The following is a 14,547-nucleotide window of genomic DNA, read 5'->3' as shown; positions in this document are numbered from 1 at the left end:
GTTTGCCGCCACAGGAGAATCGTCTCGAAATGCTGCGTTGCTGACTTTTACGTCAACAACGCAGCGCAGACAGGTTTATCCGTCAGAATAACCGATAGCCGTAACCCCACAGGATTACCGTAATCGCCAGCAGAACTTCCAGCACCAGAACACCGATCGCCAGCGTCGAACTGGAAAAGCTCAGGCCTTCCTCTTTAGAGATATTCAGGAACGTCGGAATGCCGAGATAGAGTAAATAACCGGTGTAAAACAGCGCAATGGTCCCCACCAATGCGCACAGCCAGACCAGCGGATAAAGTGCGACCAGCCCGCTTAAAAACAGCGGCGTCGCGACATATCCGGCAAACACCATACAATGCGCCAGCGACGGACGTTGCGGATAATTACGCGCCATCCACCAAATAACCCGGCCCATGACGGCGACGCCTGCCAGCATGACCCCGTAGAACAGAATTGCCATCGCAAATCCGGTCAACAGAGATAACTTCAGGATATTGCCATCGCCAAAATTCCAGCCGATTTGCGTGGTACCGATAAACGCGCAAACAACCGGGATTGCCGCCATCAGCAGTACATGGTGGGTATAGTGATGCGAAACACTTTCGTTTTCGCTGTTGATCACGTGCATTTCACGATCGGGATGGGAAAACAGCCCCCAGACATGGTTCATACCGCCCCCTTCTTGTCAGCTCCGGACCTCAACACTTCAATTATAATTCAGCTTTTGATTATTTTATGTACACAGAGAAAATACCGAAGCGCCGGGTAAAAAGTGTGTAAGCCGTAGGCTTGATAAGCGAAGCGCCATCAGGCATTAGGGAACTGAACGACGTTAAGCGCTACTACGCGGCTTTTCCGGCATCAAATAATCATAGGGTGTATGCTATGACCAGTGGAGGTCATACAACGTATGGATATAACGCATTATGTTGCGCAGTACGGCTATGCTGCGTTAATCATCGGCAGCCTGGCGGAAGGTGAAACCATTACCCTGTTAGGCGGCGTCGTGGCGCATCAGGGAGTCCTGAAATTCCCGCTGGTGGTACTCTCGGTCGCACTAGGTGGGATGATTGGCGATCAGTTGCTCTATTTACTCGGACGTCGTTTTGGCGGCAAAATTCTGCGTCGTTTCTCGCGCCATCAGGCGAAAATTCATTATGCGCAGAAAATGATCCAACGACGTCCTTACCTGTTTGTGGTCGGTACGCGCTTTATGTACGGCTTTCGCGTTATTGGTCCCTTACTGATTGGCGCCAGTCACCTGCCGCCGAAGATCTTTTTACCGCTGAATATTCTTGGCGCGTTTGTCTGGGCATTGCTATTTACCACCCTTGGCTACGTCGGTGGTGAAGTGATTGCACCGTGGCTGCACAGCCTCGACCAGCATATCAAGCATGGCATCTGGCTGGTGCTGGTTATTGGGATAGTCGCGGGCGTTCGCTGGTGGATGAAACGCCGAAGCACGCGTAAAGCGCAATGAAGATGGCCCGACAGCGGAACACCGGCGGGCCGAACAATCAGGATGCGTGATAACCGCCGCCCAGCGCGCTGGTCAACTGGATTGATGCATCCAGCCACTGGCCTTGCAAAAGCAGACCGTTGCACTGCTCACGTAATGCCGGGATCTTTGCCTCGCTAACCCTGGAGCCCGCAATAATACCCGCATTAAAGCGCGCCTGTGCCAGCCCCACTACGCGCTGAGCGTCATGTTCAATCTGCTGCTGATGCTGATTTTTCTGCGCCAGTGTTTCTACCTGCGATGCCGCACGTGCCACGTCATTCACCGCATCCACCACAGCTTTGTTGTAATTCGCCACCGTCAGATTACTTTGCGCTTTCGTAATATCGAGATTCGCATTCAGTCTGCCACTGTCAAAGATAGGCAGCGTCAACCCGGCGGTTACGCCCATTTGCTGCGCGGAATGGCGGAACAGGTCACTCAGATGTAACGCATCCTGTTGTAAAAATGCCATCAGATTCACATCGGGATAAAACGCCGCTTTCGCCGCATCAATATTGCTCAGCGATGACTCAATGTACCAGTGTGCTGCCTGCAAATCTGGTCGACGGGCCAGCAGCGAATAACCTAGCTGGGACGGAAGCTGACTTTCAACCACGGGCAGTTTGGTCGAATGGAGCTTCAGGGCAACGGACTGCGAGTTGCTCAACGCGCTTAGGCGCGCCTCAATCACCTTCATTTTACCGCTGACATCATTCAGCTGCTGCTCTGTTTTGCTGGAATCGATATCGGTTTCGACACCTTCTACCGAAGAAGTGAGGCCATTTTGATACAGTTGACGATCGACGGTAATCACGTTTTGCTGCTCAGTTTCGATTTGCGTCAACACGGTTTTCAGCGCCGCCTGCGTCTGCCATTCCCAGTAAAGACGGGAGACACCGCTCGCCAGCAGCTGCCGGGTTTGCTCGCGCTCAGCCTCACGTGCCTTAACGGCCCCTATACGCGCAGTCACTTCGGCCCGATTCTTACCCCACAGATCCAGATTCCAGCCGGCGGTTAAACCAAAGGTTCCATTGGTGTACCACGGCCCCGTGGTTCCTGCTGCGGGATCGGTTATGGCGAAAGGTCCCATCAGCCCCTCAGCTGACATTTTCTGACGCTCAACGTCTGCGGAGAAGTCAATCTCCGGGCCATCTTGTGCTTCCACGGCCTTAGCCTGCGCCTCCGCCAGTTGAATGCGCTGTTCCGCGACCTGCATATCAGGAGAATTTCGCAACGTGCTTTCAATCAACGCATTAAGCTGGGGGTCGTGATATGCCTTCCACCACTGGCTGTCCGGCCAGCCATTTTTTAACGCGGCAGGCAATGTGGTATCGACATTTGCGGCAGGCGTCTGCTGTGACAGAGACTGGCGGTCATCATGCATCGGCGCGCAGCCAGACATCAGAACAAAAAGCGGCAACAATGCCGTCGTGACAAACACAGAATTACGATTCATGGAGATATACAGGTAAGAAAAGATGTGCAGAGATTACGACTTGTCGCTGTTGCTTTTTTAGTTACGCGTGGCAATACATCTTTGGCAATAAAAATATATAATCAGCAAAATATACACCTAGTGAATAATATAGATTAAATAATTTTAATAATTAATGGATGGAGATGTTATGTCACAGAATATCTATGACAATCCTGAGTTCTTTGCCGGATATGCCACGCTGGATCGTTCAGTAAAGGGACTCGACGGCGCGCCAGAATGGCCGACAATACAAGCGATGCTCCCCTCTCTTCAAGGCAAAAATATTCTTGATTTGGGCTGTGGATATGGTTGGTTTTGCCGCTACGCGCGCGATAATCAGGCAGCCAGTGTAATGGGACTGGATATTTCACAAAAGATGTTAACCCAGGCACACAGTATGACGCAGGGTAATGGCATCGTTTATCAGCGTGAAGATCTCGAAACGCTAACCCTGTCCCCAAATTCTTTTGACCTGGTTTATAGCTCGCTTGCCCTGCACTATTTGCACGATATAGAACGATTATTCGTAACCATTTACCAGTCATTAACACCAGGCGGTATGTTAGTTTTCTCTGCCGAGCATCCAATTTATACCGCACCGCTTAATCAGGGTTGGATAAAAGATAAAACTGGGCAGCTGTCCTGGCCGGTTAATCATTATCAGCAGGAAGGTGAGCGCATCAGTAACTGGTTTGCTGAAGGCGTCAAAAAACAGCACCGTAAGCTGGCGACCTGGATTAATGCGCTGATTGCCGCCGGATTCGAGATCGTTTGTGTCGATGAATGGGGACCGTCCGCGCAACAGATTGCTGAAAACCCGGCTTTAGATGAAGAAAAAGAGCGGCCGATGGTGTTTCTGCTCAGCGCACGTAAACCTGCATAACAACGCCTCCAGGCAGAATGATTGATACTTTCCTATACTCAATCTGAACTTACCAAAAAAAGGAAAGTTAATGAAAATTCTGCTGTGGGTAATTCTGATTATTTTTCTGATTGGGCTATTGGTGGTAACAGGCGTGTTTAAGATGATTTTCTGATGTCGTCATTTCGCCCAGGCCTGATAGCAGAAATCTCAGGCTATTCTTCTCTCTGATGCCGGATGGCGGCGTAAACGCCTTATCCGGCCTACTGGAACTGAGATCAGGCAGTAATCTCGATAGCCTGAATCGCACGTGCGATATCCGGCGAATTATTTAACGCACGAATTTCCTGAAACAGTTCTGTTGCCTCTGAATATTCTTTGCGCAAATACCCTAACCACTGCTTAATCCGCGCTACATGATACAGCCCGGTGTCCCCCTGCTTTTCAAGGCGGGTATATTTTTGCAACAGCGTCACGACTTCAGGCCACGGCATACGCGGCTCGTTGTATTTCACCACGCGGCTCAGGTTCGGAATATTTAATGCGCCACGTCCGATCATCACCGCATCGCATCCGCTGATGGCCATACAATCCTGGGCGCTCTGCCAGTCCCAGATTTCGCCATTCGCAATAACCGGAATGGACAGCCGCTGACGGATCTCGCCAATCGCCTGCCAGTTGATATGTTCCGCCTTGTAGCCCTGCTCTTTGGTTCGGCCATGCACCGCCAGTTCGCTGGCACCAGCCTGCTGGACGGCATCGGCAATTTCAAACTGCCGGTCGCTGTTGTCCCAGCCCAGACGAACTTTCACCGTCACCGGAAGATGAGCCGGGACCGCCTCGCGCATAGCTTTTGCGCCCCGGTAGATAAGCTCAGGATCTTTCAATAATGTTGCGCCACCGCCGCTACCGTTCACCAGCTTCGATGGACAGCCACAGTTTAGATCGACACCGTACGAGCCCAGTTCTACCGCTCGTGCGGCATTCTCCGCCAGCCACTGCGGATACTGTCCTAACAGCTGAATGCGAACCAACGTGCCGGATGGCGTCCGGCTGTTGTTATGCAGTTCCGGGCAGAGTCGATGAAATACTTTTGCCGGCAGGAGCTGATCCACCACGCGCACAAACTCGGTGATGCACAGATCGTAATCATTCACTTCAGTCAGCAGCTCGCGCACCAGTGAGTCGAGCACGCCTTCCATCGGCGCCAGTAAAACACGCATATCGTCACCCGCAAAAAAAGAGGCGCTATGGTAGCGCCTCCGTTCGGGAGATTAAAGAGGCTCAGCGCGGCAACAGACAGTTATCTTCTTTCCAACCGTACAGCCATTCCATACCGCGATAAAACTCCGCCTGCGATTTGTCTTTCCACAGCAGATTACGTACCTGACGCTCGACGCCTGCGGCGTGGTAGACACGGCCCATTTCACGCGTTGACCAGACGATGCGTGCGGTACGCGGAATACGCACCGACTCATACAGCGCAAAGGCATCAGCCGCATCGCCACCACACTGCTGTAGCGCTTTACCGAGCGTTACCGCGTCTTCCAACGCCATACAGGCACCCTGCGCCATATATTGCGCAACCGGGTGCGCGGCGTCTCCCACCAGCGTGATGCGGTCGGTTCCCCATTTTTCTACCGGCTCGCGGTCGGCAGTGGACCAGCGCCGCCATGATGTCGGTTTATCCAGCATCTGGCGCGGGCGCGGATGGATACCCGCAAAATAGGAGAGCACTTCCTCTTTGCTGCCATCCTTCACGCCCCACTCTTCCTGCTGACGACTGTGGAAGGTCACCACCAGGTTATATTGCTTACCGCCGCGCAGCGGATAGTGCACCAGGTGACAGTGTGGTCCGGCCCACAGAACCGGTGCGTTAATGCGTAAATCCTCCGGCATATCATCGCAATCAATCACGGCGCGATAGACCACGTGTCCGGTAACCCGTGGCGCATCGCCAATCAGAGACTGGCGGACAACCGACTTCACACCGTCACAGCCGACCAAAATATCCGCCGTCCAGCTGTTGCCGTGCTCGTCAAATACCGTCACGTCATTCTCTGTCTGGCGGATATCAACCACGTTAGTTGAAGTGCGATACTCAACGTTAGGATGCACCAGCGCCGCTTCCCAAACGCTGGCGTGAATATCAACCCGATGGATAACCGCATAAGGACCGCCAAAGTGATCGCGGAACGCCTGGCCGGTTTCAATGCGGACCACCTCTTTCGCATTTACCGCATCCATCATCGTGATGTGGTCGGTAAAAACGGCGCGCTGGCGGGCGATTTCCCCCACGCCAAGGCTGTCCAGAGCAGAGAATGCATTCGGCCCGAGCTGAATACCCGCGCCAATTTCACCAATCTCGTGCGCTTTCTCCAGCAACATCACTTTAATGCCCTGACGGGCCAGCGATAGCGCGGTCGCCGCGCCGCCAATCCCGCCACCCACGATAATTGCGCGTGTCACTTTAGCCATTGTCGTTCTCCTTATCAGGCTGGAATTTTATCTTGTTGATTCTCGGGCGCGGCTGCGATAAACGCCGGAAGCTGAGTACAGGCATCATATACCGCCTTACAGCGCGGATATCCGCTCAGATCGCAGCCCATACGTAACGCGTTCGCCCACTGTGGGATCAGACAGCAATCCGCCAGCGTTGGCGCATCACCCACGCAGAACGTCCCCGAATGGCTCTGGCGCAGCATCTGTTCCACCGCGCTTAGCCCCTGCTGGATCCAGTGCGCATACCAGCGTTTTTTATCTTCTTCACTGACCTTTAACTCTTCGCTCAGGTAGCGCAGTACCCGCATGTTATTCACCGGGTGGATATCACAGGCGATGGCATAGACTATTTCCAGCACCTTACTGCGCATCGGAAAGTCAGCAGGCAGCAGCGGCGACTGCGGAAAGTGGCTATCCAGCCAGTCAATTATTGCCAGCGACTGCCCAAGTGATTCTCCGTCATCGGTCACCAGAGTCGGCACCAGTCCCACCGGGTTCATCCGTCGGTAGGCCAGTTCGTTCTGCTGACCGATGCGAATGTTGACGCCCACCGTCTGGTAATCCAGCCCCTTCAGCGCCAGCGCAATGCGCACCCGATATGACGCCGAGCTATTAAAGAAACTGTACAGCTTCATCATCCACCTCAGACAATCTTCACGGCGATGGGGGTTAAACCGTCTACGTTTCCGGTGATCACATCCCCTTTCACTACCGCCCCCACGCCTTCTGGGGTACCGGTGTAGATCAGATCGCCCGGCTGCAGTTCGAAGAAACCAGACAGATAGCTGATGGTTTCATTCACAGACCAGATGAGGTGGCGAATATCGCTACGCTGATGATCGTCGCCGTTGACCTGCAACCAGATTGGCGCATGGTTAACATCCACACTTTCGCTGGCTTTATGCAGCGGCGCGATGGGCGCAGAGAGATCAAACGCTTTGCCGATTTCCCACGGACGCCCCATCTGGCGCATCTCCATCTGCCGGTCACGGCGAGTCATATCCAGACCGGTGGCATAGCCCCAGATATATTCGTGCGCTTTTTCCAGCGGTATATCGCTGCCCTTTTTACCTATCGCCACCACCAGCTCTATCTCATAGTGATAGTTATCGGTTTGCGATGGGTACGGCAGTTCAAGGATCTGACCAGCCGCCACCGGGACTACCGCATCGGCAGGTTTACAGAAGAAGAACGGTGGTTCGCGATCCGGATCAAAGCCCATTTCACGGGCATGAGCGGCATAGTTACGGCCCACGCAGTAAACACGGCGCACAGGAAATTGTTCATCACAGCCAACAACCGGAACGGTAACAGGCGCTTGTGGTTCAAATACGTATTGCGTCATTTTCTCTCTCCCAAATTAATAGCGTGCTTCGCGGAACAACCCCAGTGCTTCCTGAACCGGTCTGTCCGAAAAACTGAATAAGACGGTATCTTCGCGGGTCTGGAACGACACGCCGTGCCAGGTCGGCACCACAAAGATATCTTTTGGCGAAAAGTTGAAGGTTTCGTTGCCGATGGTGACCTGCCCACTTCCTTCCACCACGTGGTAGATAGTGCTGTCGGTGGTACGCGCCATCCGTGAGGAAAAGCCCTGCGGCAACAGTTGCAGGAAGGTTCCCATCGAAGGCATGGGATAACCGCCGGTTACCGGGTTGACGTAACGCATCTTGTAACCGTCCCACTCATCGGCGTCGCCCATGCGGGTCAGGTCATGCAGTGCTTCACGGCTGCGATCGTAGCGATAGTTAAAAATCGGCGATGAGTTACCTTTCTGATGACGCAGCGGCAGCATATTGGCCGCGTAGCGCGGTAAGTAATCCCCTTCCTTGCGCGTGACCGGCTGCTGATCTTCCGGGTAGTCTTCCGCAAAGCCACAGCCCAGCAGGTTCACCAACGGCAGGTCCAGACCGTCCAGCCACACCACCGGTTCACTGCCCGGGTTGCCGTGATCGTGCCAGCGCCACTGCGGCGTCAGAATAAAATCGCCTTCATGCATTTGGGTGCGCTCACCGTCCACGGCGGTAAATGCGCCTTTCCCTTCGACAATAAAGCGCAGTGCAGACTGATTATGACGATGACTCGGCGCAACCTCGCCCGGCATAATTAACTGCAATCCCGCGTACAGCGTTGGGGTGATTGAAGACTGTCCACGCAACATTGGGTTTTCCAGCACCAGCACGCGGCGAATCGCCTCTTTCGCGCCAATCAGATCGCCACTTTCCAGCAGCAGCGGGCGGATCTCCTGATAGTTCCAGTACGCAGGCGCGCAATGTGCGTTCGGTGTTGGCGGCACCAGGCGGTGCAGCGACTCCCACAGCGGGGTCAGATTCTGCCCGGAAATATGCTGGTAAAACTGCTGACGGCTGTTCTTAACGTCCTGATTCAGTTCAGACATAGGGATTCTCCTTATTCATTCACAACACCTGCGCGTGGCAGAGTATTTGAGGCAGAGGCCGACTGGCGGATAGCAACCGTCAGCAGCGTAAGCATTACCGCGCTGATGGCCGCCGGGACGGCAATAATGAAAAACAGGTTATCGAATGAGAAATTCATCGCCATCATCACCCCGCCGGAAAGCGAGCCGACAATCGCGCCGCAGCGCCCCACTGCATTAGACCAGCTGACGCCCGTCGCCCGGCTTTGTGTCGGATAAAGCGTAGCGGTTAACGCATTAAGACCAACCTGAGAACCGCTGATGCCGATGCCGGTGCCAAAAATAGCCAGTGCCATCAGCCACAGACCGTTTTCGCTCAGGCCAATCATGACGATGCACACTGCGCCCAGCGCATAACTCACGGCCAGCACGCGGAAAGGATTGTATTTGTCCATCAGCACGCCCAGCGCCAGTGCCCCCAGAGTTCCTCCAATCTGGAAGGCGGCAGTTACCCAGGAGGCATGCTGCAGATCAATTCCACGATGGTTAAGCAGCGTTGGCATCCAGCTGGAGAGCAGATAAATAATCAGCAGGCTCATAAAGAACACTACCCATAGCATCAGAGTAATAGGCAGCTGTCGCCCAACGAACAGCTGGCGAATGCTGCCTTTAGCTATCGCGGCACCTTCGTTGAGATAAAAATGGGTATTGTCATAACGTTCCCGGGTGATGGCGCTAACGGTTCTGGCAATCACGTTTTGCGGCAACTGACGACGAACCTGCCAGCGCGGGGATTCCGGTAGCGCAAACAGCAGAGCAACAAACAGCATTAGCGGTAGAACGCCTCCCAGCACCAGAATGCCGTGCCAACCAATCACCGGCACCAGCTGTGCGCTGACGATACCGCCCATTGCCGATCCCAGAGTAAAGCCACAGAACATCATGGTGACCAGTGCGCCACGCCGACGCGCGGGCAGGTATTCCGAGGTCATAGTAATGGTATTCGGCATTGCCCCGCCCAGCCCTAAGCCGGTAAGAAAGCGCAAAATAACCAGCGTTTGCAGATCGGGTGAAAAAGCCGAGAGCAGGCTCAGTGCACCGAACAGCGCCACGCAGAGTTCTATCACCCGTTTGCGGCCAAAACGGTCGGACAGTGGGCCACAGAGCAGCGCGCCAGCGGTCAGCCCCAGCAGACCTGCACCAAACAGCGGTGCCAGATCGCCAGCAGTCAGCTGCCAGTGAGTGCGAATATCGGGTGCGATAAAACCAATCGCCGCGGTATCAAATCCGTCGAGCATGACAACCAGAAAACAGCAGATGATAACGCGCCACTGGGTCTTACCGACGGGGGCGGAATCGATCAGTGCTTGTAGATCACGTTGTTGAGTCATAGTGAATGCCTCAGTGCAGGTAGAGTAGATTTCTGTTTTGTTTTAGGTATGTTGCGACTTTGTATGTTTGGAGATGAAATGTACAATGGCTTTTCATGCAGAGGCATAACCTGGAGGTTATAGCAAATGGCAAACTGGGCGCAGAAACTGAAGTTGCAACACCTGCAAACGCTTATCGCGCTGGGCGAACAGGGAAATTTGACGCACGTCGCCCGGATGATGAATATCACCCAGCCCGCATTGTCGAAATGGTTATCACAGCTCGAAGATGAGATTGGCATCACGCTCTTTGAACGTCACAGTAAAGGCTTGCGCCCTTCCGAAGGCGGCAAGTTGCTACTGCAACATGCCCAACGCCTGATCAATGATATGGAGCGTTCGCAGTATGAAATCGCCCGTTTTAAGCAAGGCGGACTTGTAGGGAGTCTGAAGATTGGCTGTTCGCCGGTAGCGACCGACTGTGTTTCACAGGCAATACTGGGTTTGCTCACAGAACTGCCAACCCTGCATCTTAATATTGAAGAGAAAGTGATGACCCCGCTACTGCACGATCTGCTCGCGGGTTCGGTGGATGTCGTCGTCGGTCGGGTCGGCGGTCGGGCGCTTCAGTTGCCGCTCAATTATCAGGTGCTGTATACCGAGCCGGTCTGTTTCGTCGCCCGCCCCGACCATCCCTTAGCAAAATATCCCCTGCTAACCTGGCACGATCTGGCTAACTGGCGCTGGATTGTCTGGCCGACAGGAACCCCTATCCGGATAAGCATTGATAACGCGCTGGTTGATAACGGCGTAATGTTGCCGGAAAACATCATTGAATCGGCATCAATCAACGTCAGTACTAACCTGCTGCAAAGTAGCGACATGATCTCTATTCTTTCTCTACGGCTGGCACAACGGTATGCCGCCCAGGGACAACTGGCTATCCTGAATCTGCCGAAGATTGAACAAAAAGGCAGCGTCGGCGTATTCTGGCGCAACAACGAAACGCCTACTACCGCCCTGAATCGTTTTCTGTACTACCTGGCACAAGTTTAGCGCGGAGAGTTAGGGCCATCGCCCGATGTTCCAGATATCTATTTCCTCTATGCTTAGAATTCATGATGTGATCGGTAGCACGTTTTTAAGTTTAATTGTATGATGAATCAGTCTCGTCAAGGGTTTCAACTATGAGCAAAGCACTGAACGTTATCTGGCAATATTTGCGCGCATTCGTCCTAATTTATGCCTGCCTCTATGCAGGTATTTTTCTTGCATCGCTACTCCCCATCACCATTCCGGGCAGCATTATCGGCATGCTGATTCTGTTTGTCTTACTGGCTTTGCAGGTGTTACCGGCAAAATGGGTTAACCCCGGCTGCTACGTGCTGATTCGCTATATGGCCCTGTTGTTTGTCCCGATTGGCGTGGGGATCATGCAGTACTTTGACCTGCTGCGCGCGCAATTTGGTCCGGTGGTGGTGTCTTGTACCATCAGTACGCTGGTCGTTTTCCTGGTGGTGAGTTGGAGCTCGCACATTGTGCACGGTGAGCGCAAAATCGTTGGGCAAAAAGAGGCTAAAGCAAAAAAATGATGTCGTATATCTGGTGGTCGTTACCTCTTACGCTGGCGGTATTTTTTGGCGCACGTAAGCTGGCAGCTCGCTTTAAAATGCCTTTGCTGAATCCGCTGCTTGTTGCCATGGTGGTGATCATTCCCATTCTGCTGCTGACCGGTATTCCCTACGATCACTATTTCAAAGGCAGCGAAGTGCTGAACGATTTGCTGCAACCCGCCGTGGTCGCGCTGGCCTATCCGTTATACGAACAGTTGCACCAGATTCGCGCCCGCTGGAAATCAATCATTGCTATCTGTTTTGCCGGGAGCGTTGTGGCGATGGTAACAGGTACAACAATCGCCTTGTTGATGGGCGCATCACCGCAAATTGCCGCGTCTATTATGCCAAAATCGGTCACTACACCTATCGCTATGGCGGTGGGTGGCAGTATTGGCGGCATTCCGGCGATCAGCGCCGTATGCGTCATCTTTGTCGGTATCCTGGGGGCAGTGTTTGGTCATACGTTGCTTAATGCGATGCGTATCCGCACTAAGGCCGCACGTGGGTTGGCAATGGGCACCGCGTCGCACGCCCTGGGCACCGCACGCTGTGCGGAACTGGACTATCAGGAAGGTGCGTTTAGCTCACTGGCGCTGGTCATCTGCGGCATTATTACCTCGCTGGTAGCCCCGTTCCTGTTCCCGATTATTCTGGCAGTGGTGGGTTAATCTTCATTTTTTAGCTATTTATTTGCGATGCGTTGCACATTTTTCATTTAAGTTTCATAAGTTGCACACACAATGAGATTTGGATCACATATAAAGCCATAACAGGCCCGTAAACTACGATTCCATTACATTGTTATGAGGCATCGCCATGCATCCACGTTTTCAAACTGCTTTTGCCCAACTCGCGGATAACTTGCAATCAGCCCTGGCCCCTGTTCTGGCGGATGCACATTTCCCCGCCATGCTGACTGCTGAGCAGGTCTCTTTGCTGAAACGCGAATCGGGACTGGACGAAGACGCGCTGGCATTCGCTCTGCTGCCGCTGGCTGCGGCCTGCGCACGTACTCCGCTGTCCAACTTCAACGTTGGGGCAATTTCTCGCGGCATCAGCGGCAACTGGTACTTCGGTGGGAACATGGAGTTCCTGGGCGCGACCATGCAGCAAACTGTTCATGCCGAGCAAAGCGCTATCAGCCACGCCTGGCTGCGCGGTGAAAAAGGGCTCGCCGCCATCACCGTCAACTACACGCCGTGCGGCCACTGTCGACAGTTTATGAACGAACTGAACAGCGGACTGGATTTACGGATTCATCTGCCGGGACGTGCGCCACACATGCTGCGTGATTACCTGCCAGATGCCTTCGGCCCGAAAGATCTGGAGATTAAAACGCTGCTGATGGACGAGCAGGATCACGGCTTCGCGCTGCAGGGCGATGCGTTGACCCAAGCGGCAATCACTGCTGCCAACAGATGTCATATGCCGTACAGCAAATCCCCAAGCGGCGTGGCGCTGGAGTGTAAAGATGGCCGTATTTTTAGCGGCAGCTATGCTGAAAATGCCGCCTTTAACCCGACCCTGCCACCGCTGCAGGGCGCGTTAAACCTGTTGAATCTGAACGGTTATGATTATCCAGATATCCAACGCGCCGTGCTGGCTGAAAAAGCCGACGCGCCGTTGATTCAGTGGGATGCGACCTTCGCCACGCTGAAAGCACTGGGCTGCAATAATATTGAGCGCGTTCTCCTGGGTTAATCGACTCAATAACGCCAGTTCGTAGGCCGGATAAGGTGTTTACACCGCCATCCGGCACTATGCAGAATGCCTAAAATCCCCTCAATCAGACTGCTGTTTCTTGCGCTACGTCTTCCGGTACAGTAGCCTGATTGAAATTCCATCCAAATAACGAGTTTTCTGCATGTTAAAGCGCGTGTTTTACAGCCTGTTAGTCCTGCTAGGCTTGCTGCTTTTGACTGTGCTTGGACTCGATCGCTGGATGAGCTGGAAGACGGCTCCCTACATTTACGACGAACTGCAGGATTTGCCCTACCGCCAGGTCGGTGTGGTTCTGGGCACGGCGAAGTATTACCGCACCGGCGTCATCAATCAGTATTACCGCTACCGTATTCAGGGCGCATTGAACGCCTATAACAGCGGGAAGGTAAACTATCTGCTGTTAAGCGGCGACAATGCCCAGCAAAGCTATAACGAACCCATGACGATGCGTAAGGATCTGATTGCCGCAGGCGTCGATCCCGCTGACATCGTGCTTGATTACGCCGGGTTTCGGACGCTTGACTCCATCGTGCGTACCCGCAAGGTGTTCGATACCAACGATTTCATCATTATTACTCAACGATTCCACTGTGAGCGCGCCTTGTTTATTGCGCTGCATATGGGTATCCAGGCCCAGTGCTACGCCGTACCTTCGCCAAAAGATATGCTCACCGTGCGGGTTCGTGAATTTGGCGCGCGTTTTGGCGCACTCGCCGATCTCTACATTTTCAAACGTGAGCCCCGTTTTTTAGGTCCACTGGTGCCCATCCCTACCATGCATCAGGTACCGGACGATGCGCAGGGGTATCCGGCGGTCACGCCTGAACAATTACTCGAATTACAAAAGAAACAAGGAAAATAAGCATGGAAGGAAAAACGATCTTTATCGTTATTGGCGTACTGATGATTGTTCTCTGGACGTGCAGAGAAGGCCTGAAGGGACTGCGTTCCGGTATCGTCGAGAAAACAGTGAAAGGTTCGCAGACGCCAATGATCATTTCTCGCGCTAAAGAACCCAGCACTTACTGGAGCTATATCATCGTTTATTTCGGTATGGCCATTGGTGCACTGTTCACTGGTATCTGGTTACTCTTTATCAAATAAAAAAACCGATGCAGAA

17 protein-coding genes are annotated in these 14,547 nt (G+C 53.4%); 9 read left to right on the top strand and 8 right to left on the bottom strand.

Annotated features, from left to right (window positions below; genetic code table 11):
* Positions 1-82 precede the first annotated feature (82 nt).
* Positions 83-670: a Yip1 family protein gene (locus JQN59_RS08315; protein ID WP_003834475.1), complete on the bottom strand. Its 588-nt coding sequence runs from the start codon at positions 668-670 to the stop codon at positions 83-85.
* Positions 671-910: 240 nt separating this feature from the next.
* Between JQN59_RS08315 and JQN59_RS08310 the strand changes: the two genes are divergently transcribed.
* Positions 911-1,480: a DedA family protein gene (locus JQN59_RS08310; protein ID WP_003834476.1), complete on the top strand. Its 570-nt coding sequence runs from the start codon at positions 911-913 to the stop codon at positions 1,478-1,480.
* A gap of 37 nt (positions 1,481-1,517) precedes the next feature.
* Here JQN59_RS08310 and mdtQ read toward each other — a convergent pair whose 3' ends face one another.
* Entirely contained in the window at positions 1,518-2,957 is a 1,440-nt protein-coding gene (gene mdtQ / locus JQN59_RS08305) for a multidrug resistance outer membrane protein MdtQ (protein ID WP_103014209.1), read from the bottom strand.
* A gap of 169 nt (positions 2,958-3,126) precedes the next feature.
* Between mdtQ and JQN59_RS08300 the strand changes: the two genes are divergently transcribed.
* Together JQN59_RS08300 and yohP are read left to right on the top strand one after the other, a co-directional pair.
* The gene (locus JQN59_RS08300) at positions 3,127-3,861 is read left to right on the top strand and encodes a class I SAM-dependent methyltransferase (protein ID WP_048224585.1); all 735 of its coding nucleotides are present in this window, start codon (positions 3,127-3,129) and stop codon (positions 3,859-3,861) included.
* A 70-nt stretch (positions 3,862-3,931) separates the two neighbouring features.
* The gene (gene yohP, locus JQN59_RS27230) at positions 3,932-4,015 is read left to right on the top strand and encodes a small membrane protein YohP (RefSeq protein ID WP_015572324.1); all 84 of its coding nucleotides are present in this window, start codon (positions 3,932-3,934) and stop codon (positions 4,013-4,015) included.
* Between the two features lie 103 nt (positions 4,016-4,118).
* On the opposite strand, the gene dusC is transcribed toward yohP, so the two are convergent.
* The 6 genes from dusC to mhbT all read right to left on the bottom strand — a co-directional run bounded on the left by dusC (position 4,119) and on the right by mhbT (position 10,110).
* Positions 4,119-5,063: a tRNA dihydrouridine(16) synthase DusC gene (gene dusC, locus JQN59_RS08295; RefSeq protein WP_048215919.1), complete on the bottom strand. Its 945-nt coding sequence runs from the start codon at positions 5,061-5,063 to the stop codon at positions 4,119-4,121.
* Between the two features lie 61 nt (positions 5,064-5,124).
* Positions 5,125-6,318, bottom strand: coding sequence for a 3-hydroxybenzoate 6-monooxygenase (locus tag JQN59_RS08290; protein ID WP_149608285.1), 1,194 nt, complete (start codon positions 6,316-6,318; stop codon positions 5,125-5,127).
* A 14-nt stretch (positions 6,319-6,332) separates the two neighbouring features.
* Positions 6,333-6,977 carry a maleylacetoacetate isomerase gene (gene maiA, locus JQN59_RS08285; protein WP_079934534.1) on the bottom strand — a complete coding sequence of 215 codons (645 nt, stop codon included), beginning with the start codon at positions 6,975-6,977 and terminating at the stop codon, positions 6,333-6,335.
* A gap of 8 nt (positions 6,978-6,985) precedes the next feature.
* Positions 6,986-7,687: a fumarylacetoacetate hydrolase family protein gene (locus JQN59_RS08280; RefSeq protein ID WP_003845199.1), complete on the bottom strand. Its 702-nt coding sequence runs from the start codon at positions 7,685-7,687 to the stop codon at positions 6,986-6,988.
* Positions 7,688-7,702: 15 nt separating this feature from the next.
* The gene (gtdA, locus tag JQN59_RS08275; protein WP_048215915.1) at positions 7,703-8,740 is read right to left on the bottom strand and encodes a gentisate 1,2-dioxygenase; all 1,038 of its coding nucleotides are present in this window, start codon (positions 8,738-8,740) and stop codon (positions 7,703-7,705) included.
* Positions 8,741-8,751: 11 nt separating this feature from the next.
* Positions 8,752-10,110 carry a 3-hydroxybenzoate transporter MhbT gene (mhbT, locus tag JQN59_RS08270; protein ID WP_103014204.1) on the bottom strand — a complete coding sequence of 453 codons (1,359 nt, stop codon included), beginning with the start codon at positions 10,108-10,110 and terminating at the stop codon, positions 8,752-8,754.
* A 126-nt stretch (positions 10,111-10,236) separates the two neighbouring features.
* Between mhbT and JQN59_RS08265 the strand changes: the two genes are divergently transcribed.
* The 6 genes from JQN59_RS08265 to JQN59_RS08240 all read left to right on the top strand — a co-directional run bounded on the left by JQN59_RS08265 (position 10,237) and on the right by JQN59_RS08240 (position 14,531).
* The gene (locus JQN59_RS08265; RefSeq protein WP_008785262.1) at positions 10,237-11,145 is read left to right on the top strand and encodes a LysR substrate-binding domain-containing protein; all 909 of its coding nucleotides are present in this window, start codon (positions 10,237-10,239) and stop codon (positions 11,143-11,145) included.
* Positions 11,146-11,276: 131 nt separating this feature from the next.
* Positions 11,277-11,681, top strand: a complete 405-nt coding sequence (locus JQN59_RS08260) for a CidA/LrgA family protein (RefSeq protein ID WP_003834497.1) — start codon at positions 11,277-11,279, stop codon at positions 11,679-11,681.
* Positions 11,678-12,373: a CidB/LrgB family autolysis modulator gene (locus JQN59_RS08255; RefSeq protein ID WP_003027380.1), complete on the top strand. Its 696-nt coding sequence runs from the start codon at positions 11,678-11,680 to the stop codon at positions 12,371-12,373. Before JQN59_RS08260 ends, JQN59_RS08255 begins: the two co-directional genes overlap by 4 nt.
* Positions 12,374-12,521: 148 nt before the next feature.
* Positions 12,522-13,406 (top strand): cytidine deaminase, encoded by an 885-nt coding sequence (gene cdd, locus JQN59_RS08250; RefSeq protein ID WP_149608286.1) that lies wholly within the window; start codon positions 12,522-12,524, stop codon positions 13,404-13,406.
* A gap of 163 nt (positions 13,407-13,569) precedes the next feature.
* Positions 13,570-14,289, top strand: a complete 720-nt coding sequence (sanA, locus tag JQN59_RS08245; protein ID WP_003027383.1) for an outer membrane permeability protein SanA — start codon at positions 13,570-13,572, stop codon at positions 14,287-14,289.
* 2 nt (positions 14,290-14,291) lie between these two features.
* Positions 14,292-14,531 carry a DUF2542 family protein gene (locus JQN59_RS08240; RefSeq protein ID WP_003834502.1) on the top strand — a complete coding sequence of 80 codons (240 nt, stop codon included), beginning with the start codon at positions 14,292-14,294 and terminating at the stop codon, positions 14,529-14,531.
* Positions 14,532-14,547 lie beyond the last annotated feature (16 nt).

This window comes from Citrobacter sp. B72 (assembly GCF_016894305.1).
GTDB lineage: Bacteria > Pseudomonadota > Gammaproteobacteria > Enterobacterales > Enterobacteriaceae > Citrobacter > Citrobacter portucalensis.
Note: the sequence above shows the minus strand (reverse complement) of the source record. Positions and strands in the feature narration are given on the sequence as shown.

What these genes read in the sequence shown, in the direction of transcription:
- yohP (WP_015572324.1), top strand. Translation starts at nt 3,932, where the DNA reads ATGAAAATTCTGCTGTGGGTAATTCTGATTATTTTTCTGATTGGGCTA.
- cdd (WP_149608286.1), top strand. Translation starts at nt 12,522, where the DNA reads ATGCATCCACGTTTTCAAACTGCTTTTGCCCAACTCGCGGATAACTTG.
- JQN59_RS08240 (WP_003834502.1), top strand. Translation starts at nt 14,292, where the DNA reads ATGGAAGGAAAAACGATCTTTATCGTTATTGGCGTACTGATGATTGTT.
- gtdA (WP_048215915.1), bottom strand. Translation starts at nt 8,740, where the DNA reads ATGTCTGAACTGAATCAGGACGTTAAGAACAGCCGTCAGCAGTTTTAC.
- mhbT (WP_103014204.1), bottom strand. Translation starts at nt 10,110, where the DNA reads ATGACTCAACAACGTGATCTACAAGCACTGATCGATTCCGCCCCCGTC.
- JQN59_RS08310 (WP_003834476.1), top strand. Translation starts at nt 911, where the DNA reads ATGGATATAACGCATTATGTTGCGCAGTACGGCTATGCTGCGTTAATC.
- dusC (WP_048215919.1), bottom strand. Translation starts at nt 5,063, where the DNA reads ATGCGTGTTTTACTGGCGCCGATGGAAGGCGTGCTCGACTCACTGGTG.
- sanA (WP_003027383.1), top strand. Translation starts at nt 13,570, where the DNA reads ATGTTAAAGCGCGTGTTTTACAGCCTGTTAGTCCTGCTAGGCTTGCTG.
- JQN59_RS08315 (WP_003834475.1), bottom strand. Translation starts at nt 670, where the DNA reads ATGAACCATGTCTGGGGGCTGTTTTCCCATCCCGATCGTGAAATGCAC.
- JQN59_RS08290 (WP_149608285.1), bottom strand. Translation starts at nt 6,318, where the DNA reads ATGGCTAAAGTGACACGCGCAATTATCGTGGGTGGCGGGATTGGCGGC.
- JQN59_RS08280 (WP_003845199.1), bottom strand. Translation starts at nt 7,687, where the DNA reads ATGACGCAATACGTATTTGAACCACAAGCGCCTGTTACCGTTCCGGTT.
- JQN59_RS08255 (WP_003027380.1), top strand. Translation starts at nt 11,678, where the DNA reads ATGATGTCGTATATCTGGTGGTCGTTACCTCTTACGCTGGCGGTATTT.
- mdtQ (WP_103014209.1), bottom strand. Translation starts at nt 2,957, where the DNA reads ATGAATCGTAATTCTGTGTTTGTCACGACGGCATTGTTGCCGCTTTTT.
- maiA (WP_079934534.1), bottom strand. Translation starts at nt 6,977, where the DNA reads ATGAAGCTGTACAGTTTCTTTAATAGCTCGGCGTCATATCGGGTGCGC.
- JQN59_RS08260 (WP_003834497.1), top strand. Translation starts at nt 11,277, where the DNA reads ATGAGCAAAGCACTGAACGTTATCTGGCAATATTTGCGCGCATTCGTC.
- JQN59_RS08300 (WP_048224585.1), top strand. Translation starts at nt 3,127, where the DNA reads ATGTCACAGAATATCTATGACAATCCTGAGTTCTTTGCCGGATATGCC.
- JQN59_RS08265 (WP_008785262.1), top strand. Translation starts at nt 10,237, where the DNA reads ATGGCAAACTGGGCGCAGAAACTGAAGTTGCAACACCTGCAAACGCTT.